Raw genomic sequence first — 26344 nt, forward strand, 5'->3', positions numbered from 1 at the left:
ATGATCAAACCTTTAAGATTTTTTCTTCGATGGTTAACGAAAAAAATGCCTAAACGGCTTTATGCTCGCTCTTTAATCATTATTATCGCTCCCATGGTGCTTCTGCAAACGGTCATTGCTTATGTCTTTATGGAACGCCATTGGCAAATGGTAACCGAGCGTCTTTCAACGGCTGTCGTGCATGATATTTCAGCCATTATTGATATTCTTGAAACATATCCCCAACAAGATAACTATGAAGATATCAAGCGTATTGCACAACAACGTATGGGATTAAATATTTCTATTCTATCTCCTACCTCCTTACCCCCTCCAGGACCTAAGCCATTTTTTGCAATTCTTGACTATTTTTTAAGTGAAGAAATCACCCGCCAAATTAACCGTCCCTTCTGGATTGATACCGTAGGAGATTCTGATCTTGTTGAAATCCGTATCCACCTTGGTCACAACATCTTACGCGTCTTTGCTCCACGCAGCCAAGCCTATGCTTCCAATACTGCTATTTTTTTAAGCTGGATGGTAGGAACAGCTCTTGTTTTATTGCTGATAGCAATTTACTTCTTGCGCAATCAAATCAAACCGATTCAACAATTGGCTGAAGCAGCAGAAAGCTTTGGACGCGGTCGTCCTTTACCAAAAGGATTTCAACCACAAGGAGCTGATGAAGTCCGTCGTGCAGGCATCGCTTTTTTACGCATGCGTGAACGTATTGAACGCCAAATTGAACAACGTACCATGATGCTCTCAGGAGTAAGTCATGATTTAAGAACCATTCTTACACGCTTTAAACTTCAGCTGGCATTAGTAAATACTGACTTTGATATTAAACCGCTTGAGCAAGATGTAAGTGACATGCAAAATATGTTAGAAGATTATCTTGCTTTTGCTCGTGGTGAAGGAAGTGAAAGTGTCAAGACTTTTGATTTAAATGCTCTTATGCAAAAATTCTCCACCGATGCTCGTCTTCACAAACGTCAATTTTCTTACACCATTGAAGGTCCTACAGAAATACAAGTACGTCCCCGTGCTTTCACACGCTTAGTCAGCAATCTTGTAACAAATGCATTTTGTTACGGCACGACTGTTAAACTAACCGCTAACTCTCAACAAGAATCTTTTATATTGATAATCGATGATAATGGACCTGGAATTCATGAAAATATGCGCACAGAAGTTTTTAAGCCATTCTTTCGACTTGATAAAGCGCGAAATCAAGATGCAAGTGGAACAGGACTTGGTCTTTCTATTGCTCAAGACATAGCACGCAGCCATGGTGGCAATATACAATTAGATGAGAGCCCACTCGGGGGAGTGCGCGCTATTCTTGATGTCCCCCTATGAGCAATATTTCCGCAAACCGTCTGTAAAAATAACAGACTGTATATTTTAGGCATTCCCTACAGTTTCAAACAAAGTGTACTGTAGTGCCTTGTAAGCACTTTCTCCCGACAAAGCAACCATCTGAAATGCAACATAATGGCTTTCACAGGCTTTAAGTGCATGTATCAACAATGTTTCAACCTGTATATGAGATGGATGCATCCCACCAGCCAAAAGAAGACCTTGTCGATAAATAACTGAATTATTCCTTTGCCAGTAATCAAAATGTCCCAACAACAACTTTTCATTAATTGCTAGCAATAAGCGCTGTATTTCAGCTGTTCGAGCATTTTTAGTAGAGAGATCAAACGAACAAGCTAAATGAAGTGCTTCATGTTCTTCCATCCATGAAAAAGCAAGACGATAGTTTGCGCGTTTTCCTTCCACACAAACGCTAATTTCATCTTGTGCATCCCGCTCAAACGACCAATCATATTCACAGGCAATCTGTTCGATAAAGTCAACAGGGTGCTCTTTTCTTTCTGTGGCGCAAAATGCAAGCCTCATCACAATCCTCAATCATCTTAAAACATTGTCAACAGAATATAAACCGTCTAAACTGTAACAATATTTTGCTACAATCAGAACCTTTACACCAAACAAATACACATAAAAACATCGACAGTACACAAACACCCAGAACACAATCGCGCTGTTTAGGGCAACCTGATAGTCATAAAACGAATCATCAAGTCTTTTCAGTGTATTGATACAATTTCATAGCGCCAGCCCCCCTGATTCAAAAAAATGTATTTTACCCAAAAAAAAATCAAAAATAAACAAATGCTCCGCTCTAACAGACTCAAGATTAAGCATTTTTTAGTTTCACGCATCACATTGAAAAATTGGGGATATTTTTTGAAGATTCTTTTTTTAAGAAACTATTTTACTTTTTTGTGTCTGCGTTTTTTTAATCATCTTTCTTTAAATCATCAAGGCGCCTTTTCAAATCAGCATTATCAGCATGGATTTTCAGCACCATCTCCTTAAAAGTCTCAAACTCTTCGCGAGAAACAAGATCAAGTTTGTTTGCTATCTTTTCAGCCTGCACACGAAAAGCTGTTCCAGCTTCACGTCGTATGCCTTGCGCAACGTCAGCAGCATCCGTTGCTAATTTTGCTAATTCATCAAGAATACGATTTGATCCATTACGCATAACATTTTTCCTTAAACTTTAATTATTGACGCACGCATTATAGCGTATTCTCATAACATTTAGATACTGTAATTTGTTCCTTTTACTCTATATTTTACATACTATGTAGACTTTTCATAACGATTTTGTTTAAGATTTTTTAATATTCCTTTATCACCATATTTTTTACCGCGATAAATCAGTGGAAATCTATCTCCCTTTCTGACTAGCCTCCCTACTGACTTGACCATTGTGCATTCATCTGTCATTTCTGACCATCAGAGTCACTTCATATTCATCTCGTATAATGTAAAATGCTTAACTCATGAACAATCTGTCTTGTCCAGCCATTGCTTTTCCGTCTTTCCTTGATCCTGTCATTATCCAGCTAGGTCCCATAGCACTTCATTGGTATGGACTTGGTTACGTACTGGGTATTCTTTTTGCTTGGTGGTATGCGCAAAAATTATTAAAAAAAACATCTCTATGGTATAGAGACCACCCTCCTATGGATAAAGAAAAGATCGGAGATTTTGTTGTCTGGTCTGCCATAAGTGTTGTTATCGGAGGGCGTTTAGGACAAGTTCTTGTATGGGATCCCATTTACTATTTTAACCATCCAAGTGCTATCATTGCCGTATGGGATGGGGGAATGTCCTTTCATGGCGGACTTATTGGTATTATCATTGCTATGATCTGGTTTGCCCGTAAAAATTATATTAACATACGAGCCATGTTTGATATCATTGCTGCAGGTGCTCCTATTGGTATCGGCATTGTACGAATCTGCAACTTCATCAACCAAGAGTTATGGGGCAATATCACTACACATCCTTGGGCTGTTTGTTTTCCTCTCGATCCTTACTATTTACCGCGCCATCCAAGCCAGCTTTACGAAGCATTTATGGAAGGATTTCTTCTCTTCATCATCCTGTGTCTTCTTATTTTTGGGTTCAAAGCATTAAAGCGTCCCGGTGCTGTATCAGGAACATTTATTATAGGCTACGCAGTAGCACGCAGCATTTCTGAAGTTTACCGTGCGCCTCAAGAAGATCCAGAATGGTTTTCGACACTTTTCCATTCTACTGGTTTTACCTATGGCATGGCTTTATCTCTTCCCATGCTTCTTTTAGGGGGTTATCTTCTTCTCCACGCCTTTAAATATAAATCGACAGAAAATGGCCAATCTAAAAGAAAAAATTAAAGAAATTATTGTCCTTAATGGACCAATCACTGTTAGCCAATATATGACGTTGGCACTTACAGATCCTCAGTTTGGTTATTATCAAACACAAACACCTTTTGGACGTGATGGTGATTTCATTACAGCACCTGAAATAAGCCAATTATTTGGAGAGATGATTGGCATTTGGACTCTTGCGAGCTGGAAAGCTCAAGGTTGTCCTCATCCTTTTATCCTCGCTGAGATAGGTCCAGGACGTGGAATTTTGATGGATGACATTTTGCGAACCATCCAAAAGCTTTCTACAAGAGCATTTAATGCTGCTGAAATTTTTTTGATCGAAATAAGCAAAAAACTTGCAAAAGAACAAAAAAAGCGCCTTTGCTCTTATCAAAAACAAATCCATAGCATTGAAAATTTTAATCAAATTCCTTCAAAACCTCTCTTCCTCATTGCTAATGAATTTCTCGATACACTCCCTATCAACCAATATATTAAAGTCAATGGAGAATGGAAAGAGCGCTGCATTACAGTCAATCAAAATGGAGATTTCATCTTTATTGCTGCCCCGCATAAACTTCCCTCTTCTTGTCTACAAACCTATTGTTCTAAAGTGCCTGACGGAACAATTTTTGAACATGCCCCTTTACGGCATCAATTCATGCAACAAATCAGCCACCATTTAGTGCAAGTGACAGGTTCTGCTTTACTTATCGACTATGGTGCTTGTGAGCTTGCCTTTGGCGATACCTTGCAAGCACTCTCAAAACATAGATTTCGTGATGTTTTTGATGCCCCTGGTGAACATGATTTAACATCCCATGTTGATTTTTCTTTTTTAAAAAACATAGCTCTTGAACAGGGCTGTTTTGCTGAAATCTTAGAGCAAGGAGAATTTCTTTTTAAAATGGGGCTACTGGAGCGCGCAAACCAGCTTGGAGTTGGCAAAAGTGCTCCTTTGCAAGACAAAATCCGCCAAGATATCGAACGGCTCGCTGGTCCAGATCAGATGGGAAAATTATTTAAAGTTTTACATTTCAGTGATAAAAACATCTCCATACCTCCTCAATTTTGATGATCGGTGCTTTTGTCAATAAGCACATCAGTATCTGAAATATTCATTGACAAATATGAACATCTCCATCCTCATTTCAAATAATCTCCATAAGGAACTTTTATGAAATCTATCCCTCATCCCATTCTTGCAAAAAATCTTTCTACTTTACACACCCATGGGATAAAACATGGATTTTTTACACGTCAAGGTGGTGTTTCAAAAAATCTTTATCATAGTCTTAATGTTGGGAAAGGTTCAAATGATCAGCTTGAATATATTGTACAGAATCGTCTTTTGATCGCCAATTATTTTTCTATTGAGGCGCAAAATTTAGTCACAGTCAATCAAATACACTCCTGTAACGTTGTCGTAGCTCATCAAGCAACTATCGGTGCACCTCCTCAAGCTGATGCTCTGGTTACGACCACCCCAGAACTCGTTATTGGGGTTCTTACAGCAGATTGCGGACCCATTCTGTTTGCTGATCCACAAGCTGGAGTCATCGCTGCAACTCATGCTGGCTGGCGTGGAAGCTTAAATGGAATTATCGAGAAAACAATTGCTGTTATGGAAACACAAGGAGCCAAAAGACAATCAATAACAGCAGTCCTTGGACCTTGTATTGGCCCTTATCACTACGAAGTAACAAATGAATTTTACGACCAATTTATTGATTACCACAGCAAATACCAAAAATATTTTTTAAAAACAGACAAAATAAATCGCTTTTATTTTAATCTATGGGCATTTATTATAAACCAACTCAAAGAAGCAGGCGTTAATGCTTCTTGTGTAGAGCTTTGTACCTATCAAGATGAACAGCGTTTTTTCTCCTATCGCCGTGCAATACACCGCAACGAACCCGATTACGGACGGCAAATTTCTGCTATTATGCTGAAAAACAAAAGATGAGCCCCTTTTATACTTGAGAACAATACCAAAACTGCAAAACTAAACTTTTTACCCAAATGTAAAAATAAATCCCATTGGACTTTGCTTTTTTCACGAAATTATCTACCAGCACATAAAATATGATAGCCTTCGCTGTGATCATTTTCAATGTTTGGTTATAATAATTGAAGGCAAGATGATACTTCTTTTTATTACTCCCCTTCATTCATCTTAAATATGAAACATTCCCCATATTGAAAGCATTTTTATAAAGTAATAACCAAAAAGATTAATCAATATGTATTTCTTTGCCGCATGGAGAAAAAACTTTGCTCTAAAAGTAACAAACTTTTGGAAAAAGAGAAAACATACTGCATAGCTCTTTAATAATAATCGATAAAATTGTAAGGCTTTTGTAATTGTTCTCTTGCAATTTAATAAAAAGAAATTAAAAACCGTGTCGCATTCTCACCATGATAATTCAGAGGTTCTACTATGAAACTTTTCTGCGGAAATTCTAATCCACGCCTAGCTGAAGATGTTGCAAATTATTTGAACATCCCCTTAGGCAAAGCAACTGTAAAGCGCTTTGCTGATCAAGAAATTTTTGTAGAACTGCATGAAAATGTACGTGGTCAAGATGTTTTTGTTTTGCAATCTACATCCTATCCCGCAAATGATCATTTGATGGAATTGCTCATCATGATTGATGCCCTTCGTCGTTCTTCTGCACGTCGTATTACAGCTGTTATCCCCTATTTTGGCTATGCCCGCCAAGATAGAAAACCAGGACCACGGACTCCTATTTCTGCAAAACTTGTTGCCAACCTAATTACGGAAGCAGGGGCCCATCGTGTTTTAACATTGGACCTTCATGCAGGACAAATTCAAGGTTTTTTTGATATCCCTACGGATAATCTCTATGCTGTTCCTGTCATTTCTCGCGATGTCAAAGTGCATTATTCTCTTGAAAATGTTATCGTTGTTTCACCTGATGTGGGTGGTGTGGTTCGCGCGCGTGCGCTCGCCAAGCGCTTGAACAGTTTGCTCGCTATTGTGGATAAACGTCGCGAAAGCCCCGGTGAATCAGAAGTTATGAATATCATTGGAGATGTATCGGGAAAAGATTGCCTTCTGCTTGATGATATTGTTGATTCAGGTGGAACTTTATGCAATGCAGCAAGTGCTCTGCTTAAACATGGTGCCAATAGTGTCACGGCTTATATCACGCACGGTGTTCTTTCTGGTAATGCAATCGAACGAATTGCCAATTCAGAGATGAAAGAATTGGTTATTACAGATTCAATTATGCCAACACAAGCTATTGAGAAAACCCATAATATTCGTGTTTTGCCCATTGCCGACCTTATTGGAGAAGCAATAGCAAGGACAGCAGCAGAACAATCGGTTTCCAGCTTATTTGGTTAAAGTGGTTCCTTGGGGTCTCCCGGTGCTGTTTCAACACCAAGATCAGGAAATGCAACAATACGTTGACCACTAAAATGCGTGTGAATAACAATAAGTCCACGCTCTTCAAAGTAGGTTAAAAGTCGGCGTGCACGGCTTAAAGAATGAGTTCCATAAAGACGTGCTAAAAATGCATCAGATGGACATGGCTTTCCCCCTAATGCGGCCTGTGCCACATTCAAGAAGACTCCTTGAACATCTTCTTCCAAACTTTCTGATATCTGCAAAATATGTTTCCAATGTTCACTGACAGCCGTTTGTTCATCAACAAAAGCCTGAGCAATAGCCAATTTACGCCGAAATTGTGAAAGATTAAAAGGAACCTTTGACATACCATGGATACGGCAACGAACTGAAAAATCTTGATAAAGCACCGCTGTTGAACGATAAAAAGCCTCAGAATCCTCAAGAATTTCCCGAATAATATGTTCTGCTTGGCCGTCACGCTCAACATCAGAAAGTTCAGGAAATAAACTCAGGTTTTCTTCCAACAGCTCTTGTTTTTTATGCACTACCTCCTCTAACATCTCGTGCATTGATTTTTCCCTCATCGGCTCTCGTGTTTGTTTAAATGGCGTTAAAATTTCCTCTGGTGAAGCAGTAAAAACGAGCTCTTGCACATCATCCCGCTCTGTTGGAAGTGGCATTAATTTAGGACTAGAAGAGCGTGCCAAAGTTTCAACAGAACCGATAATGATTGGTAAGGGACGTCGTGATAAAGCAGGGCCTAAAGCTATAAAATTTCCCCGTTCAAGATCTCTAAACATTTCCGCTTGGCGACGCTCCATTCCCAAAAGATCAGCAGCGCGCACCATATCAATATCTAAAAAAGTCCGCCCTATTAAAAAGTTTGAAGCTTCAGCAGCAACATTTTTGGCAAGCTTAGCCAAACGTTGTGTCGCAATAACACCAGCAAGACCACGTTTACGTCCTCGACACATAAGATTGGTCATAGCGCTCAAAGAAATTTTACGCGCTTCATCAGAAACTTCTCCTGCTGCAGTTGGAGCAAACAATTGCGCTTCATCGACAACGACAAGCATAGGATACCAATAATCACGTTCCACATCAAAAAGTGCCCCAAGGAAAGCCCCTACAGCACGCATCTGTTGTTCAGTATCCAAGCCTTCAAGATTAAATACCACTGAAACTCGATGTTGTCGAATGCGATGGGCAATACGAGTCAACTCTAATTCACTACGTTGAGCCTCTACAATAACATGACCAAATTTATCTGCCAAAGTTACAAAATCGCCTTCTGGATCAATTACACAATGCTGCACCCACTTAGCACTTTGCTCCAAAAGACGGCGTAAAAGATGTGATTTCCCTGAACCGGAATTACCTTGTACAAGAAGACGTGTCGCCAATAATTCTTCTAAGTCAAGAAGTGCTGGCATCGATTTATGCAAAGCACGATTCTCTGACATCTCACCCAAGGCAATCTCAACCTTCATAACATCTCCAGTGTTTGATTTTGAACATATCAGTGCCAGCACATATTGGTTGATTCTCCATCCACACCGCAATTTGTAACATTTCCTCCTTTTTAACGGTAGAAATCATCGATTTTTCCCACAACTCTTGCATCTATGAATAGTTTGAACTATAGAACAAACTTCTGCGTAGACACCCTTGGAGGCAACGTAGAATGGAGTGATCGCTGTTGGTTAGCGCATATCTTCATATCCATGCAAAAACTATTACTGTTTTTGAAGGATCTCCAATCATGTAAAAAGGACTTAAATTATGAGTAAAAGCTACACTCTTAAGGCCGAAAAACGCGAGCGGGTTGGTAAGGGGTCCTCCCGTGAACTTCGCCGCAACGGTCTTATTCCTGCTGTCATTTATGGTGAAAAACAACCACCCTTGGCAATAACAGTTCCCTATAAAGAAATTTTCTACAAAATTCATGCCGGTGGCTTTCGTACCACCATTGCAACGATTATTCTTGACAAGCAAAAAATTATGGTTTTGCCAAAAGATTATCAATTAGATCCCGTGCGTGACTTTCCCCTCCATGTAGACTTTTTACGCATTTCAGCAAAATCCGTTGTAGAAGTGAATATTCCTGTCCACTTCCTCAATGAAGATACGGCACCTGGACTTAAAAAGGGTGGTGTCCTCAATATTGTTCGGCACGAAATTGAATGTACAGCTCCAGCAAGTGCTATTCCTGAAGCTATTGAAATTGATCTCTCCAGCTACTCTATTGGTGATTCTATTCACATTTCAGCAGTGCAACTGCCAAAAGATGTGACTCCCATCATCCAAGATCGAGACTTTACCATTGCAACCATTGCAGCTCCTGCTGGCATGGATGTCAGCGATGAAACTTCTGAACAAGAAAATGATGAAGAAAACACGGAAACTTCATAAAACTCAAAAGGCGGGAATTTTTTCCGCCTTAATTTATGAGACATTACCCTTACTCATACTTTGACTGAAGATACACATGTGGCTTATTGCTGGTCTTGGCAATCCTGGTTTACAATATCAAAATAACCGCCATAATATCGGTTTTATGGCTGTTGATGCCATTTATCAGTCCTTCTCTTTTTCTCCATGGTCAAAGAAGTTTCAAGCAGAAATCTCCAATGGTTTCATAAGTAATGAGAAAATTTTTCTTATAAAACCACAAACTTTCATGAATCTTTCTGGTCAAGCTATTGGCGAAGCTTTGCGATTTTATAAATTAGATTTGAAGAATTTGATCATCATTTATGATGAGTTAGACCTGTCACCGGGAAAAGTTCGTATAAAAATTGGTGGAGGAAATAATGGGCATAATGGCATTAAGTCTATTGATGCCCATTGTGGTACTGACTATTGTCGGATACGCATAGGAATTGGTCATCCTGGAAGCAAAGAACTTGTTCATCAGCATGTTCTGGGAAATTTCACCAAATCTGATCAAGAATGGTTATCCCCTCTCTTAGAGGCAATTGCAAAAAATATTGCTCTCCTTATAAAAGATGAGAAATCCCTCTTTATGAATGAAGTTTCACAAACGATAAAAAACAATCAAAACCATTGGCTTGAGTGTCCCAGTCGCGTGAAGAATATGGATAAGAACTCTTAAAAAAAATCCTCTTATAAACTTTCTCAAAGGAAAAATCTGTTGGCAACGTGAGAAGCTAAAAAATAGAATCAGAATACAAGCTTGTATGCACTTTTGAAAAAGAAAGGCTTATTTTCTCTTTTAAGAAAAAGAGAAGATTGAACAGAAAACCAAAATACTTAAACAGCTCTCTCCAATCTTCTCCCCAAAATTAAAAAAATTCATTTGGCTGAATGGTCGACTGTAGCGGATCATAGCCATTTGATTGTTGACTATAAACTGTAGGAATACTCCTATTGTTTTGCAATACCACAACACGCGAACCAACGGGAACACGATCATAAAGATCGATAATATCTTGATTAAGCAAACGAATGCACCCACTTGAAATAGCACGCCCAATTGACCACGATTCGTGTGAACCATGAATACGGAAAAGTGTATCTTTCCCATTTTTGAACAAATAAAGTGCCCGCGCACCTAATGGATTATCGGGTCCTGGTGGCATTCCTTTCCCAAGATGTCCATAACGTTCTGGTTCTCGAGCCATCATAGCTGCAGTAGGAGCCCAATTTGGCCACCGACGCTTGCGCTGTATAACCCCCTCACCTTCAAATGCTAAACCTTCCTTACCGACCCCAATCCCATAACGCAAAGCTTTTCCATTTTCACCAATAAGGTAAAGAAAACACTCTTGCGTATCTACAACCAATGTTCCAGCTGGATAAGATGTATAATAAATCACTTCTTGTCGCCAATATTTTGGATCAATTGTCGCAAGATCAACAGCAGGTAACGAATAAGTCTCATTCGTTACAGGACCATACAAAGCCTGTATTTCTGGTGGAATGTATCGAACTTGTTGAAAAGAAACCGATGACATATCTGACTGATGTGTAGCACATCCAGCCAAAGCCAAAAGTGCTGCAATTAAAAAGGCACAACGAGATAACACTCTTCTATTTTCTCCGATTAATTATTTATGCAGATTTGCATACCATGAAAAACTTAGCACAATATTAACATTAATTCGAAGTTTTCTTATCCTTGAAACTAAGGAGAGAATTAAGATAAGAAGAACTAAGGTAAAAAAAGCAGATACCCGCTACTTTATACTTTTTTCTCACTTATCGCAAGGCAAGGACTATAACTCTTCTGAAAATATGCTATAAAAAAGAAGCTTTATCTTGACTACAAAATCAAACGAAAAGAAAGACTCTCATGGGCTTTAAATGCGGTATTGTCGGATTACCTAATGTTGGGAAATCAACTCTTTTTAATGCATTAACAAAAACAGCCACTGCACAGGCTGCCAATTATCCTTTCTGTACTATTGAACCCAATACCGGTGAAGTTGCTGTTCCAGATTTACGAATGGAAAAAATTGCATCAATCGCTGGTTCAAAAGAAATGATTCCTACACGCATTAACTTCGTCGATATTGCGGGGCTTGTGCGAGGAGCTTCAAAAGGCGAAGGTTTAGGAAACAAATTTTTAGCCAATATTCGCGAAGTCGATGCCATTGTCCACGTTTTACGCTGTTTTCAAAATGAAGATATTACCCATGTAGAGGGACGTATTGATCCTGTTAGTGATGCAACAACGGTTGAAACCGAACTCATGCTTGCGGATCTTGAAAGTCTTGAGAGACGAATCATACAAATTCGTAAACGAGCAACCGGAAAAGACAAAGAAGCTCTCACAATTTTGCCTATTATGGAAAAAGCATTAAACATACTGCAACAGGGAAACCCTGTCCGGTTATTGCTCAAAGATATCTCTTCCGATGAACACCACATTCTTAAAAGCTTGAATCTTTTAACCTCCAAGCCTGTACTTTATGTTTGTAATGTAAGCGAAAATGACGCCGCTCATGGAAATAGCTTTACCCAAACAGTTGAAAAAATGGCAACAGAGCAAAATGCGCAAAGCATTATCATTTCTGCTTCTATCGAAGCGGAAATCACACAACTGAGTGATGCTGAAGCATCAGAATATCTCAATGCTTTAGGACTCTTTGAACCGAGTCTCAATCGCCTCATTCGCGCTGGTTACCATTTACTTGATCTCATTACTTACTTCACCTGTGGGCCTAAGGAAACACGAGCATGGACAATTACGCGTGGTACAAAAGCTCCCCAAGCAGCTGGCGTTATTCACTCAGATTTTGAGCGCGGTTTCATTCGTGCCCAAACCATCAGCTACAATGACTATATTGCTCTGGGTGGAGAAAGCGGTGCAAAAGAAGCAGGAAAAGCCCGCGATGAAGGAAAAGAATACATTGTGCAAGATGGCGATATCATGTTATTTAAACATAATACTTAAATCTTCACTCTGTCTTAATAGTTTATCTTGAAAACTTTGGTAATAGCTCCCTAGAATCTTGTCGCAAAAGCTCTCAAGTGTTTTTAGAACAAAAAGACTGTTGCTAGCATATGATTATGATAGCAACAGTTCTATCCATTAAAGAATGAAAATATAAAATTAGCGTGTCCAACGCCCTTCATATTTAAATGTTGGAGCGTCCTTTAAAGAATCTTTTGTCGCATTTGTAATGAGTTTCCATTTACCATAATCATTTGTCATCTGGATTGTTTCTGGAGAAACGACCACATAACTCTCGCCTATGCCAAGAAAACCACCAACAGCAATAACAAATCCTGCAATATTATTTTCACGTAAAATAATATCTTTTACTTCACCAATATTTTCATCTTCTATATTATATACATTGGCGCCTATAAGACTGGAAGCTACAAAATCCGTTGCTAAAGGTGTCACATAACGCACAGACTTATCTATCCCCACCTGTACAATACCCGTCGAAGAGATCATTTCAGGTTTTGAAGGCACTTCAAAAGACTGAGCATAAGTACTAGAAACCATCAAAATTGACATAAGAGTAGTACATGCAATTTTTTTCATTTTAACATCTCCATTTTTACTTTGCTTTTACTTTATAAAACCTCAATGCATCATAAAAAGATTTGTTCCTTATGCTCTTTATACTCTATACTCTTTCGAGTCTTGTCGCTTTACCCTTTTCTCTTTATTTCGTCTTTTATTTCTTTCTCTAACTCTTTTTCTAAACCACACCAAATACGATTTTTAAAAATATAAACAAGCCCTGCAAAAATGATTAAAAATAAAATAACACGAAAACCGGTTTTTTTACGAATTTCCATATGAGGATCGGCAGCCCACATCAAAAAAGCAGAAACATCGCGCGCATAATGTTCAATGATTTCTGGAGTTCCATCTTCATAAGCAACCATACCATCACTCAAAGGAGGAGCCATCGTTAAAGAATTACCGGCAATAAAATAAGGATTATACCAATAACCATTCGCAATTTTTATCTCCTTCGGTGCCTTCTGATATCCTGTTAAAAGAGCTGTAATATAATCTGGACCAGCTGTATCATAATGAGTTAATACATCAGTAATTAAAGCAGGAAACGGCAAAGATACCCCACGTGCACGTGCCATCAATGACAAATCTGGAGGATAAGCACTATTCAAAATAAATCTTTCTTCTTCTTCATGTGAAAAGGGAGAAGGAAAATAATCCGTTGCAACCCCAGCACGTTTAAAAAATTTTCCTTCTCGATTAGGGCCATCGCGCACTTCATATTGCCCCGCCAAAGCTTTAATCTGTTCTTGATCATACCCTAGAGCTTTTAAATTGCGAAAAGCCACATATTTTAGCCCATGGCAGCTGGAACAAACTTGTTTATAAACCTTTAATCCGCGCCTCAATTGCGCCTTATCATAAAGCCCAAATGGACCTGAAAAACTCCATTCTTGTTTTTTAGGAACTTGTAAAGGAAAAGAAATAAATCCCTCTTCCTGATCAGAGTCATCACTCGCTAAACTCTGAGCAGAAAAGCTCATAGCAACAATAAAAATCAGTCCGACAAAAACATTTACCATAGTCTCTTTTTCTGTTTTAAATCTTGCATAATTGAAGAAGGAAGAGAACAATTTTTTTCAAACGCTGGCAAAATCGGCAAAATAACCAAAAAAAATATAAAATAATAAACAGTAGCCAATTGTGTCCATAAAAGAATTTTATCACTTATTTCTCTTGACCCCAACCAACCAAGAAAAACGACATCAATAACCAACGCCCAAAAGAAAATTTTATAAACAGGTCGATATCTTGCTGAACATATTTTAGAACGGTCTAACCATGGCACAAAAATTAAAATGCAAATCGAACTGACGAATAAAACAAAGCCAACAAAGTTTGAAGAGAAAATACCAATATCAAAGGTTATAGCACGAAGCATCGCATAAAAAGGCAAAAAATACCATTCTGGAACCACACGAAGAGGTACCTTTAAAGGATCTGCCACACTATAATTTTCAGCCTGCCCCATATAATCGGGCATATAAAACAAAAACCAGGCAAAGAAGATCAGAAAAACAGTAATAGCAAAAATATCTTTGATAAGCGCATAAGGCGAAAATGGAACTGTTTCCTTATCTGATTGTATAGCAAGACCCGTTGGATTACCTTGCCCAACACAATGGATTGCCCAAATATGCAGCCCCACAAAAAGAAGCAAAATAAATGATAAAACATAATGGAAAACATAAAAACGATTCAACGTTGGTTGTCCTACGACATAACCACCCAGAAGTGTCTCATGCAACCATGTCCCCACCAAAGGTATCGTTTTAAAAAGCCCTGCAATCACTGAAGCCGCTGAAATAGACATCATCCCCCAAACAAGCACATAACCAAAAAATGCTATTGCCATCATGATGATATAAATAAAAATACCTGTAACCCATACCATTTCTCGCATGTTTTTATAAGAACCATAATAAAGTCCACGTGCCAAATGGATATAAACAGCAATAAAAAAAAACGAAGAGCCTACACAATGCCATGGACGAAAAAGCCAACCAAACTGCCCTTCACGCCGAAATCGTTCACTAGTTTCAAAAGCCAAATGAATATCTGGAACATAATGCATAGCCAAGACAATACCAGTCAAGAGCTGTGATAAAAGCATAATGGTCAAAATACCGCCAAATGTGTAAAAGTAATTAAGATTACGTGGAACAGGAAAAGTCACAAATGTATTATAAAAAAAACGAGGAAGAGGAAAACGCTTATCAAACCAACGAGCAAGAGCATTTTTAGGACAATAAGGAGGAAACCTTGTCATAACCTTATCCTATTTTGAGCAAAGTGTCAGAAAGAAATTGGTAAGGTGGAATAACCAAATTATAGTTAGCTGGGCCTGACCGCACTCTTCCAGCGGTATCATAAACAGACCCATGACAGGGACACAACCATCCTCCAAATTTACCCGATTGCCCAAGTGTTACACAGCCTAGATGCGTACAAAGATTAATAACAATCAGCCAATTTTCACGTCCTTTACCTGCTGAACGCGCAAAATCTGTTGCTTCTTTTTCACCTTCAAGATTAGGATTGCGCGCTTGACGATCTTTTAGAAGTCTCAATTCAGTAGCGCGCGCATCAGCAATTTCTTTTGCCGTACGATTTCGAATAACAACAGGCTGTCCTCGCCACTTTACCGTTACCGACATCCCCTCTTCAATACCAGAAAGATCAACCTCAACAGAGGAAGATGCCAAAACAGCTTCATCTGGACGCAACTGACGTATAAAAGGCCACGCAACCGCTCCCATTCCAACTGCTCCTGCAACAGCTGTTACCAAAAACAGAAAATCCCGCCTCGTTTGCTCACCCATGGACTTAACTTAAAGAGACACTTTGCTAAAACATTCTTTTACCATACCCTCTCCCATTGTACAATGCTTGATCATTCAGTTACCTCAACCATGAAAACATCCCCGTAAAAAACTCCTGCCATTTGTATGGTTTATACAAAAACTGTTTTATAATGATAATTCATCGTTTTACAGAGTGAATGAAATCCTGAAACACCGTAAGTTTCTTTCATTTCAAACCTATTCATATTAATCAATCAAAATTACTCCCCCACCCGTGAAAATCAGAGATAGCATGTAAATAAACACTTCTAAAGAAAGAAACATTGTCTTGTTATGATCATATCTCAGTAAATAAGTTGAGCTTATCGGTTATTTCTTTAACACATTTACAGCATCTCTCCCTTCCTCAATTCCAACTGGTTGCATGAGTATTTTTTTTGCTTCTGTTTTTGCATAAAAAGCATATTTTGTTGATTTTAATTAAAATGGATGATCTAACCTCATTAAATACCCCACTTTTCAACATAATGAGCCAATCCATTTCATGGATTGCTCAATAAAAGGAAGTCTCTAATAGGGAGCTTCTCTCTTATCCCAAACAGACCTATATACATAACTTTTTCCCTGAAATTTAAAGGGAATAAAAATTAACCGTAAAAACATGTATTTCTCAAAGCATATTTTTCGAATAAATTGTGGTGCTTCTTTACAAAGTCGAAAGAAAAATCATATTACAGAGAACATGACACTTCATATAGCTCTTTTCCAACCTGATATTGCTGGTAATACTGGAACGATTTTACGTCTTAGCGCTTGCTTTGGTTTACATGTGCACATTATTGAACCTGCAGGCTTTAATCTGTCGGATCGTAATCTCAAACGCGCAGGATTGGATTATCTCGAATATGCTTCCTTAGAACGACACATTGATTGGCAACATTTTATAAGCTCCATGAAACACTTAAACCGCCGCCTGTTGCTTTTAAGTACAAAAGCAAAAACATGCTATACGCAGATATGCTATCAAAGAAATGATGTTTTACTTTTTGGTCGTGAAACAGCTGGCGTTCCCGATTATGTTCATGAAGCGGCCGATTACACATTGAAAATTCCCATGCAACCACAGGCACGCTCTCTAAATCTCGCCATGAGCGTAGCCATAACAACAGGAGAAGCATTACGCCAAATTGGTTATCATGAAAGAACCTGTAATCTATAAAAACACAACAATTCCACTAAAATTTTTAATAGAACGATAAAAATACATAAAATATGGTTTTAAATAATTAAAAAATATTTTTTATAGCGTATAATAAGTAATTAAAAGCGCATACGTTTCAATAATACTTTTGGAATAACTTACAGAATTCCTGTAAAAAAACATAAATTATTACGAAAAACAATATACAATATATAAAAAACAGTTAGAGTGTATAATGCCTATCATTTTCCAACAATTAAGTGCTGATAAAATAAACATTTCTTAGTGCCCATCATATCCATTTCATATCACCACCTATAAATGATTAAATACTCCTCCTAGTAAAAATCCATTAGATATCCCCCTCTTCATGCTCATACAAAGTGCAAACCGCTATCACTATTCTCTTTATTCATTCTCATTTTCGAGAATCCTTATCTTTGAGATGGTTCATAAGAGACATTTTTCCTCTCTGTAATCACTTTTCCTCACTTGTGACATCTAAGGCAAATAATTTTGATTGATCTAATATGAACAGGTTTGAAATAACCTTACAATATTTGGAGCTCTTATTTCACATGAATAATGATGCTTATAAATTAATATGTTGACTTAAAAAATATAAACAGAAATGTTATAAATCAATTTTTTCTAATAATACATGACGATCCATTAAAAATCCACTTTCAACCCATATCATTTCTAACTCTTTAAGCTTTTTTCCTAAAAGTACACCTTTAGCAAAACCTTTCTTTATTAAATCGTTACCATTAATGGGAAAAGTTGGAATCTGCCATTTTTTGGCAAGCTGATGAAGCTTGACATAACCCTCTGCTTTTTGCAAAGCATCACTTTTTTCCAGATGATTAAGATGTGATGCAGCGACAGACAACGATAATTGATCTAAAACTGGCTGTCGTCCATGAAAATAAATCAGTTTTTGCACAAAATGATCAGAACAGTTTTGGTTTATTATTTCTAACTCTGCCCATTCTTTTAATCGCGTTCTTTCTTTATGGGAAAAATGCAAGCGCTGTGCCATTTCATGAAGACGTATGGGGTCAGGAGGAAGAAGGCTTTCTAGCCGTAATAATGGATCAACTTTCCAACCAAGAGTCTGTTCTGTCTTCACCAATGCGTGAATTGCATCAATGCCCCATCGTTCTGTTTCAGGAAAAATGAGTGCCAAAACTCTGCTTTGTCGCATCCATAAAAGAGCACGCGTTGGATCAAACGCCGCAAGAAGCTTTTTCATTTCTGCCCAAATACGTTCAGAAGAAAGTTTTTTTAAACCGTGTTTTAAACGAACACATGCCTTCAATCCTTGCACATCAGGTCGCCCTGCTCCATACCACGCAAAAAAGCGAAAAAACCGTAAAATACGCAAATAATCTTCGCAAATACGATCTTCTGCAACCCCAATAAAACGAACTGTTCGGCTAGCAATATCACTCAAACCTCCCACATCATCATAAAGGTTTCCAGCAGCATCACAATAAAGTGCATTTATCGTAAAATCCCGCCGTTCAGCATCTTTTTTCCAATCACGACCAAATGCCACTTTTGCATGACGACCATCTGTTTCAATATCGCAGCGAAGCGTTGTAACCTCATAAGAACATGAATGAGCAATTACTGTTATTGTACCAAAAGCAATCCCTGTAGGAATAGCTTTAAATCCTGCTTCTTCTACACGTGCAATAACCTGTTGCGGCAAACAGGTTGTTGCAATATCAATATCACTAATAGGCTGCCCTAGCAGTTGATTGCGCACTGCTCCCCCTACAATACGCGCCTCTTCCCCCTCCTCAGACAAAACACGAAGAAGTGTTTGAATATCACTTTGTTGTAACCACGCAACCTGTTTGAAGTTCTGTCTTATATTCACCCTTTAACCTTTCAAAAAAGTTGTCTTCACTGCTTTAAAGAACTCTCTTCATAAAACAAAATTTTTAAGACATCCCTTATAAAGCACGTCTATTCTTCCAAAGAAACTTTTCTCTTCTATACGAATATGAAAAAAAACGGCATATGATACTTCATTTCTTCTCATTTTCTGTTACAAACAATAAGATATCCATTATCATGCAGAGAAAATTACCATTTTTGCGACAAACGCCTTAAGGAAGAAATATGAGTCAACATGATCCATCATCCAATTCTATAAAAAAGGTCAATATCAATCATGAGGCTCAAGTCATTATTGATGATATTGATACGACACACAAAGAATTGGATATTTTACAACAAGAAATTGACAAAGTTATTTTTGGGCAAAATCAGGTAATCGAATATGCTTTAATCGCTATTTTTGCTGGTGGTCACGCCCTTCTTGTCGGTGCTCCAGGACTTGCAAAAACACGTCTTGTTGAAACATTGGGAACAGTCTTAGGGCTTGATGAAAAACGTATCCAATTCACTCCTGACTTAATGCCATCGGATATTATTGGTTCTGAAATTATGGATTCCGATAAAGACGGTAAACGTTCTTTTCGATACATTCAAGGTCCTATTTTTACGCAACTTCTCATGGCCGATGAAATCAATCGTGCTTCCCCACGGACACAGTCAGCCCTTTTACAAGCTATGCAAGAATATCATGTCACTGTTGCAGGTACCCGTTATGATTTGCCACAACCTTTTCATGTTCTTGCAACGCAAAATCCTCTCGAACAAGAAGGGACATATCCACTTCCTGAAGCACAACTGGATCGCTTTTTGATGCAAATCGATATTGACTATCCTGACCTCACAACAGAGCGACGGATTATTTTAGAAACAACAAAAGAAAAAAAATCAAATGCAAAACCAATTTTATCCGGCAAAAAATTGCAAAAAATTCAAAATATCGTTCGCAAAATGCCTCTTTCAGAAAATGTGATTGAAGCTATTTTAAAAATTGTCCGCTCATCTCGCCCTCATAAAGACAATAGCCTTGCTAATACTTATGTTTCTTGGGGACCTGGTCCACGGGCATCACAAGCCCTTTCACTTTGTGTTCGCGCCCGTGCTCTTTATTATGGACGCTTAGCCCCTTCACTTGATGATGTTGAAGCATTAGCCTATCCCGTATTACAACACCGCATGGCTCTTAATTTTTCTGCCCGTGCTGAAGATATAACCGTAAAAGATATTATCAATAACCTTGTGAAAGATGCTCTTTGAATGGCACTTGGCAAAAAAGTTTTACAAAAGCCTCCATTGTCGCTGGCAAATGAACTGCATAAGGATACTGGCAAAATGCCATATTTCCTTTTGCAAGCGCGTCATATCGCTAATACACTGATAACCGGATGGCACAGACAACGTAAAAGCGGTAATGGGGAAAACTTTTGGCAATTTCGTCCCTATATGGAAGGAGAATCCATTACCCGCATTGATTGGCGTCGCTCAGCGCGTGATGAAAATACGTATCTGCGCGAAAACGAATGGCAAATGACACAAACCGTTTGGCTTTGTCCTGATCAGAGCGCATCAATGCATTACTGTTCGCGCTTTTCTAAAATCTCTAAAGGTAATCATGCCATTATTCTTACCCTTACCTTGGCATCCCTTCTTGCACGCAGTGGCGAACATATTGCTATTCCCAACTTAATGTCCCCCACAATGACATCCAATGTCGTAGAACGAATAGCCTTTGCTTTAGAAAATCATTCAGATGAAAATTCATTTCCGGATTTTTCAATGATTACACGCTTTTCACATGTCGTTATAATGAGTGATTTTCTCGACTATCCTGAAAAAATCATCCAACATTTAACCGTTTTAACTACAAAACAGGTGACAGCTCATTTAATTGAAATTTCTGATCCCGCAGAAGAAAGCTTTCCCTACACAGGTCACACAGAATTTTTGGATCCTGAAACGAAAGAGAAACATGTTTCCACTAAAGCAGAAGATCTTCGTAAGAGCTATTGTAAACTATATCACGCAAGGCGACAAGAATTGGTAAATTTTTGCGCACGCCAAGGATGGTCTTATCACGTTAGTACAACGGATCAACCTTTAACAGAGACTATTTTTCATCTTGCAAATACAATGAGCGACTCTCCATTGCAAAAAAGGAGGGCACTTTGAGTTTTGCTGCTCCCTTTCTGTTACTAGGACTTTTGTTCTTACCGGTCATTTGGTGGCTGTTACGGATAACTCCTCCATCTCCGCGCAAAGAGCTTTTTCCCCCTTTTCGCTTCTTACCCAAACCAACTCATCAACAAGAAACAGCAAAACATACACCTTGGTGGTTGCTCTTGTTGCGTTTAACCATAGCGGCACTTGTTATCATAGCTCTAGCACGCCCCACTTGGAATCAAAAACCAATCAGCTTTTCTGGATCTCAACCCCTTGCACTCATTATTGATAATGGTTGGGCTTCTGTAAAAGAATGGAAAAAGCGCATCTCTATCACTGAAATGCTTCTTGCACAGGCAGAAAAACAGCAAAAAAATATTTATCTTGTTGCAACGGCTGAAAATGATATCTCCAATATAGAGCCCCAACCAGCCAAGATTATAAAACAGCATTTAATGCATTTGCAACCGCGTCCTTGGCCTGTCAACCGTGTGCATGCCTTCAAAAAACTCAGCGAAATAACCAAAGGAAAACCTCTTGATATTGCTTATTTGAGTGATGGATTACGAACAAATGAAGATGAGCAAGCTTTTGCTCATCTTGAAGAATTAAAACCTAGAAACTTCTTGTGGTATTTGACTGATATTTCCGATTTAACCGGCATAACATCCATAGAAAATAACAATGGAAACATGGGCGCGCGTATTATCCGCTCAACAACACACAGCAACACTCCCGCTATACTCAGCCTCTACGATTCAAATAATCAACTTCTCGGTCAATTTACGAACAATTTCTCTGAAGGAGAAACAACAGCACTTGTTCCTTTTAATGTACCACTTGAACTACGCAATGATATCGCTTGGATAAAAATAAACAATCAAAACCATGCTGCTGCAACCTTCTTGGTAGACAGCCATAACAGGATAAGCCGTGTTGCTCTTCTCTCACCAGATACCAATGAAATGGCACAGCCTTTACTTGCTCCATTTTATTACATTATCAAAGCCTTACAAGGTCATACACAGCTTATAACAGCCGGTGGAAGAGAACTTTCAACGGATATTGATCATTTGCTTAAACAAAATCCATCTGTTTTGATTATGGGTGACATTGTTAACATACCCCCAAAAGCAGAAAAAAAACTTTCTGATTTTGTGAATAAAGGGGGAACACTCATCCGCTTTGCAGGAGAAAAACTCAGTGGCGCAGAACATTACGATAACCTTCTTCCGATACCACTACGCCCAGGTCAACGTTCCCTTGGAAGTATTATGTCTTGGACAAAACCACAAAAGCTTGCCCCTTTTGCAAAAAATAGCTTTTTCTTTGATCTTCCTTTTCCAAAAGATGTCACTGTCTCGCGCCAAATCCTCGCAGAACCAACCCCAGATCTTTTTGAAAAAACGTGGCTTAGCCTTTCGGACGGAACTCCTCTTATTACCGCAGCAAAACGTGGTAAAGGAACCCTCATTCTCATTCATGTTGCTCCTGACCCAACATGGTCTAATCTTCCTCTTTCTGGCTTTTTTGCACAAATGCTGCAAAAATTAATCACATTAGGTTCTAACGAAAACACAAACCTAACACACAGAGAAAAAAGAACCGTGGTACAAAGCCCTTGGCGAACTATAGCCGTTGACGGACAATTACAAGTACCACCCTCTGATGTTGTTCCTTTGATCTTTGACTCTCAAAATCCACCCCATCCTTCCTACCATACTCCCCCAGGACTTTATGGTGTCAAAAACAATTTTTATGCACTCAATCTCTTAACTCATTCGTCGCACTTGATGAAACAATCATCATTGCCAACTTCTCTTAATAAAAGCCCTTTATCTTACGATACAAAAGAAAAAAATCTTATTGGTCCACTTTTAGGATTAGCCATCTTATTATTCGCCTTTGACAATTTTCTCATTTTATGGATGGGAGATATTTTTTCTTTCATGAAACGGCGTAATATGTTTCTCCTCCCCTTTATAAGTCTTATTGCCTTGTTTTCATATGATCCAACTCTTCATGCACAAACGAAAGAAAACCATCATGATAGTGTACAAGCTGCCGGCGCAACACATCTTGCCTATGTTATAACCAATAATCATGAAATTGATACAACGAGTAAAAGTGGTCTAGAAGCGTTAAGTCAATTTATCGCAGAGCGCACAATGCTTACCCTCGGCTCTGTTACAGCACTTGATCTCGATAAAGATGAGCTCTCTTTTTATCCTCTTATTTACTGGCCAATTGATATTAAAAGTCCTATACCAACCCCCAAAAGCCTTGAAAAAATAAATAACTTTATGAAACATGGGGGAACAATTTTATTTGACACGCGCGATCAGATAAAGAGCAATCTTAATCTTGAAGGAGATGCCACTCCAGAAACGCAAAGATTACGAGATATCTTAAAAGAGTTAAATATTCCATCCATTGAGCCAGCATCAACAGATCATGTTGTTGCACGTTCTTTTTATATTATGCCAGATTTTCCTGGTCTCTACCGTGGTTCACCTTTATGGATTGAATCCTCCTCAACAAACAAAAAAAATAAAAATTCTCTTGCCAGCGGCGATAATGTAAGTTCTCTTCTCATTACTGCCAATAACTTTGCCGGTGCTTGGGCACTCGATGAAAAAGGGACATGGAAATATCCCCTTGTTCCCAATGATCCAATGCAACGTCTATGGGCATTTCGTGCAGGTTTAAATATTGTCCTTTATGTTCTTACAGGAAACTATAAAGCGGATCAAGTTCATGTTCCAGCACTCTTGGAACGCTTTAAAAGAGAAAGAAGGCAATGATATCATTTTTCACTTTTCAGCCTTTTTTACCACTCATTTGGATTCTGTTCTTAAGTGGAATATCGATTCTTTTTGTCGTTGTTGGTCTTGTTACGCAACGGCAAGGTTCTTTATTTCGTCTGATGGCATTAAGCGCCCTCATCCTTGCTTTGCTCAATCCAATGATCATAAAAGAACAGCGCGAACCACTGAAAAGCACAGTGGGAATTGTTATTGACCGCAGCAAAAGCCAAACATTTGGAACACGTACAAACGACAGTGATGAAGCGCGCGCGCAATTAACTCAAGCATTGGCGCATTATCCACAATTTGAACCACGCTTTATTGAAGCTGGAAAACTTGCTGATAATCAGTATGCGCCCTCAACGAATTTGTTTGAGGCTTTAACACAAGCAGTATCTGATGTACCGCTCTCTCGTTATGCAGGAACCATTTTTATCACCGATGGACAAGTGCATGACATTCCTGACCTATCAGACCTTCATCATGAAGCCCCTCTCAATGCCCTGATTACAGGGCACTCAGAGGAATTTGATCGCCAAATTAAGTTTATCTCTCCTCCACGATTTGCCCTTGTCAACAAACCACAAACGCTCTCCATTTTGGTAGAAGATAAAGGCCCCACCAAAAAAACAATACCACAGAAAGCAAATATTACATTAAGCGTCAATGGACAAGACATTGGCCATTATTCTGTGACTCCTGGTGTGATTTTTCAAACTGAAATTACCCTTCCTCATGCTGAAAAAAATATTATCCAAGTTATAACCGATCCACACAAAGGTGAACTAAGCTTTGAAAACAACCGCGCCATAACAATTATTGAAGGAATCAGAGAAAATTTACGCGTTCTTCTTATTTCAGGTGCTCCTTATAATGGAGAACGGACATGGCGAGACCTTTTGAAAGGTGACTCCAATATTGATCTTGTTCACTTTACTATTTTGCGTCCTCCCACCAAAGCAGATAATACGCCCTCAAGCCAATTATCCTTAGTGGTCTTTCCCACAAGAAAACTCTTTGTTGAAGAAATTAATAACTTTGATCTCATCATCCTTGATGGCTACCAGCACTCTACTGTTCTCCCCTTAATCTATTATGATTATATCGCCCAATATGTACAAAAGGGGGGGGCATTGTTGATGGTAACAGGACCTGAATTTGCCCAAAAAAACTCACTTGCGAAAACACCTTTAATAAGCATTTTACCGGCATTACCTAATGGAACTATTATTGAAAAACCTTTTCGCCCCACATTAACCAAAGAAGGTGAGCGCCATCCTGTCACAAGAGGTCTTGCAACACTTAACCTTCCAGCTTCTCAATGGGGGCAATGGTTGAGACAAATTGCTATTCAAAACATAAATAACGGAATCGCCCTCATGAAAGGAGCCGATGAGCAACCACTTTTACTTCTCTCGCATGTTGATAAAGGACGTGTAGGCATGTTGCTTTCTGATGAAAGTTGGCTTTGGGCTCGAGGTTTCGAAGGCGGCGGTCCTTATGCTGCTCTTTATCGACGAATTGCTCATTGGCTCATGAAAGAACCAGAACTTGAAGAAGAAAAATTAAGTGCGACCAGCAGCCATCATCATTTAACAATTCGCCGCCAAACTCTAAAAGACCATCCAGAACCCGCTGAAATAATCTTTCCCTCTGGAAAAAAAGAAAATATTACTCTGACCAAAGAGCAAGAAGGCCTTTTTACTGCAACTGTGACCACTGATGAGACAGGAATTTTTACCATTAAAAATGGCGATTTAACAATACTTTCTTCTGTAGGGATGCTCGATAATCTTGAGTTGTTTGACTTGACTTCAACACAAGAAAAACTAGCCCCCATTATTAAGCACACAGGCGGCTACATCGGACGTTTACACCCTGAGGGAAAAGAAAACATTCATCTTCCTCCATTCAAGCTGATTCAATCAAAAACAAGTCCGTCCTCTTCCCCAGCACATTCAATTGTTCTGAAAGAAGCAACAGAAACCCGTTTAATCAATACCTTTTATTTTTCGATATTTTCTGGTTTTTTTGCATTGCTTGCTTGCCTTTTACTGTTGAGCAGCATGTGGTATTATGAAGGACGTTAAAAGGTTTGAGATTTCGTATAATAGTTTTAAAATTCAGCTTATCTTTTTACGTATTTACTTGTCTTTTATAATTAGATAACGTATTGATTTATAACTAAAAATACAGTATAATTCTCCTTATTTCAAATATCCTCATATTAAAAAAATAAAAAACATTCTCTTGCGTATTATTAGAAGAGATGCAGTATGGATAGAAACCATCGAAGAAAAGAATGAAATACCTCTTATGAATCCTCTTAAAGCAAAGATTTTCATAAAATTGGAGGAAAATAGTATGATGTTTTTTATTT

22 protein-coding genes are annotated in these 26344 nt (G+C 38.5%); 13 read left to right on the forward strand and 9 right to left on the reverse strand.

Annotated features, from left to right (window positions below):
* Positions 1–1341, forward strand: a complete 1341-nt coding sequence (locus ACFILA_RS01650; RefSeq protein ID WP_375637402.1) for an ATP-binding protein — start codon at positions 1–3, stop codon at positions 1339–1341.
* A gap of 45 nt (positions 1342–1386) precedes the next feature.
* Here the strand turns inward: ACFILA_RS01650 and ACFILA_RS01655 are convergent, their stop codons facing one another.
* Both ACFILA_RS01655 and ACFILA_RS01660 read right to left on the reverse strand, forming a co-directional pair.
* Positions 1387–1887 (reverse strand): YbjN domain-containing protein, encoded by a 501-nt coding sequence (locus tag ACFILA_RS01655; protein ID WP_375629408.1) that lies wholly within the window; start codon positions 1885–1887, stop codon positions 1387–1389.
* Positions 1888–2290: 403 nt separating this feature from the next.
* On the reverse strand, positions 2291–2536 hold the full coding sequence (locus ACFILA_RS01660; protein ID WP_273791228.1) for an accessory factor UbiK family protein: 246 nt from the start codon (positions 2534–2536) through the stop codon (positions 2291–2293).
* Positions 2537–2840: 304 nt separating this feature from the next.
* Between ACFILA_RS01660 and lgt the strand changes: the two genes are divergently transcribed.
* The 4 genes from lgt to ACFILA_RS01680 all read left to right on the forward strand — a co-directional run bounded on the left by lgt (position 2841) and on the right by ACFILA_RS01680 (position 7074).
* Positions 2841–3719 (forward strand): prolipoprotein diacylglyceryl transferase, encoded by an 879-nt coding sequence (gene lgt / locus ACFILA_RS01665; protein WP_273791229.1) that lies wholly within the window; start codon positions 2841–2843, stop codon positions 3717–3719.
* The gene (locus tag ACFILA_RS01670; protein ID WP_273791230.1) at positions 3694–4773 is read left to right on the forward strand and encodes a class I SAM-dependent methyltransferase; all 1080 of its coding nucleotides are present in this window, start codon (positions 3694–3696) and stop codon (positions 4771–4773) included. The genes lgt and ACFILA_RS01670 overlap by 26 nt, the downstream gene beginning before the upstream one ends.
* A gap of 102 nt (positions 4774–4875) precedes the next feature.
* Positions 4876–5667 carry a peptidoglycan editing factor PgeF gene (gene pgeF, locus ACFILA_RS01675; RefSeq protein ID WP_375620697.1) on the forward strand — a complete coding sequence of 264 codons (792 nt, stop codon included), beginning with the start codon at positions 4876–4878 and terminating at the stop codon, positions 5665–5667.
* Between the two features lie 474 nt (positions 5668–6141).
* Positions 6142–7074 (forward strand): ribose-phosphate pyrophosphokinase, encoded by a 933-nt coding sequence (locus tag ACFILA_RS01680; RefSeq protein ID WP_273791232.1) that lies wholly within the window; start codon positions 6142–6144, stop codon positions 7072–7074.
* Here ACFILA_RS01680 and ACFILA_RS01685 read toward each other — a convergent pair.
* Positions 7071–8570 (reverse strand): ATP-binding protein, encoded by a 1500-nt coding sequence (locus tag ACFILA_RS01685; protein WP_273791233.1) that lies wholly within the window; start codon positions 8568–8570, stop codon positions 7071–7073. The two genes, ACFILA_RS01680 and ACFILA_RS01685, sit on opposite strands and share 4 nt — an antisense overlap.
* Before the next feature lie 292 nt (positions 8571–8862).
* On the opposite strand from ACFILA_RS01685, the gene ACFILA_RS01690 reads away from it, so the two are divergent.
* Together ACFILA_RS01690 and pth are read left to right on the forward strand one after the other, a co-directional pair.
* On the forward strand, positions 8863–9492 hold the full coding sequence (locus ACFILA_RS01690; protein ID WP_273791234.1) for a 50S ribosomal protein L25/general stress protein Ctc: 630 nt from the start codon (positions 8863–8865) through the stop codon (positions 9490–9492).
* 76 nt (positions 9493–9568) lie between these two features.
* A complete protein-coding gene (gene pth / locus ACFILA_RS01695) occupies positions 9569–10195 on the forward strand; it encodes an aminoacyl-tRNA hydrolase (protein WP_375630837.1) in 627 nt (208 codons plus the stop codon).
* Between the two features lie 190 nt (positions 10196–10385).
* On the opposite strand, the gene ACFILA_RS01700 is transcribed toward pth, so the two are convergent.
* On the reverse strand, positions 10386–11129 hold the full coding sequence (locus ACFILA_RS01700) for a L,D-transpeptidase (protein WP_273791236.1): 744 nt from the start codon (positions 11127–11129) through the stop codon (positions 10386–10388).
* Between the two features lie 266 nt (positions 11130–11395).
* Between ACFILA_RS01700 and ychF the strand changes: the two genes are divergently transcribed.
* On the forward strand, positions 11396–12499 hold the full coding sequence (gene ychF, locus ACFILA_RS01705) for a redox-regulated ATPase YchF (protein ID WP_375630839.1): 1104 nt from the start codon (positions 11396–11398) through the stop codon (positions 12497–12499).
* 159 nt (positions 12500–12658) lie between these two features.
* Here the strand turns inward: ychF and ACFILA_RS01710 are convergent, their stop codons facing one another.
* The 4 genes from ACFILA_RS01710 to petA all read right to left on the reverse strand — a co-directional run bounded on the left by ACFILA_RS01710 (position 12659) and on the right by petA (position 15906).
* Positions 12659–13099, reverse strand: coding sequence for a PRC-barrel domain-containing protein (locus ACFILA_RS01710; RefSeq protein WP_273791238.1), 441 nt, complete (start codon positions 13097–13099; stop codon positions 12659–12661).
* A gap of 110 nt (positions 13100–13209) precedes the next feature.
* Positions 13210–14106 carry a cytochrome c1 gene (locus ACFILA_RS01715; protein WP_375660533.1) on the reverse strand — a complete coding sequence of 299 codons (897 nt, stop codon included), beginning with the start codon at positions 14104–14106 and terminating at the stop codon, positions 13210–13212.
* Entirely contained in the window at positions 14100–15353 is a 1254-nt protein-coding gene (locus tag ACFILA_RS01720) for a cytochrome bc complex cytochrome b subunit (RefSeq protein WP_375660534.1), read from the reverse strand. The genes ACFILA_RS01715 and ACFILA_RS01720 overlap by 7 nt, the downstream gene beginning before the upstream one ends.
* 4 nt (positions 15354–15357) lie before the next feature.
* On the reverse strand, positions 15358–15906 hold the full coding sequence (gene petA, locus ACFILA_RS01725; protein ID WP_375630845.1) for a ubiquinol-cytochrome c reductase iron-sulfur subunit: 549 nt from the start codon (positions 15904–15906) through the stop codon (positions 15358–15360).
* Positions 15907–16630: 724 nt separating this feature from the next.
* On the opposite strand from petA, the gene ACFILA_RS01730 reads away from it, so the two are divergent.
* Entirely contained in the window at positions 16631–17107 is a 477-nt protein-coding gene (locus tag ACFILA_RS01730; RefSeq protein WP_273791242.1) for a tRNA (cytidine(34)-2'-O)-methyltransferase, read from the forward strand.
* Positions 17108–17723: 616 nt separating this feature from the next.
* Here ACFILA_RS01730 and ACFILA_RS01735 read toward each other — a convergent pair.
* Complete coding sequence (locus ACFILA_RS01735) at positions 17724–18977, reverse strand: CCA tRNA nucleotidyltransferase (RefSeq protein WP_375660535.1); 1254 nt, start codon at positions 18975–18977, stop codon at positions 17724–17726.
* Between the two features lie 245 nt (positions 18978–19222).
* On the opposite strand from ACFILA_RS01735, the gene ACFILA_RS01740 reads away from it, so the two are divergent.
* From ACFILA_RS01740 to ACFILA_RS01755, 4 genes are read left to right on the forward strand one after another with little or no spacing between them, the layout of a single operon-like run.
* The gene (locus ACFILA_RS01740) at positions 19223–20254 is read left to right on the forward strand and encodes an AAA family ATPase (protein ID WP_375660135.1); all 1032 of its coding nucleotides are present in this window, start codon (positions 19223–19225) and stop codon (positions 20252–20254) included.
* A complete protein-coding gene (locus tag ACFILA_RS01745) occupies positions 20255–21166 on the forward strand; it encodes a DUF58 domain-containing protein (protein ID WP_375660536.1) in 912 nt (303 codons plus the stop codon).
* Complete coding sequence (locus tag ACFILA_RS01750) at positions 21163–23961, forward strand: DUF4159 domain-containing protein (RefSeq protein ID WP_375660537.1); 2799 nt, start codon at positions 21163–21165, stop codon at positions 23959–23961. The genes ACFILA_RS01745 and ACFILA_RS01750 overlap by 4 nt, the downstream gene beginning before the upstream one ends.
* On the forward strand, positions 23958–26054 hold the full coding sequence (locus ACFILA_RS01755) for a glutamine amidotransferase (protein ID WP_375660538.1): 2097 nt from the start codon (positions 23958–23960) through the stop codon (positions 26052–26054). Before ACFILA_RS01750 ends, ACFILA_RS01755 begins: the two co-directional genes overlap by 4 nt.
* Positions 26055–26344: the final 290 nt, after the last annotated feature.

Origin of the sequence: Bartonella sp. CL71SXKL (assembly GCF_042194935.1) — a bacterium.
In the GTDB taxonomy this organism is placed as follows: Bacteria; Pseudomonadota; Alphaproteobacteria; order Rhizobiales; family Rhizobiaceae; genus Bartonella.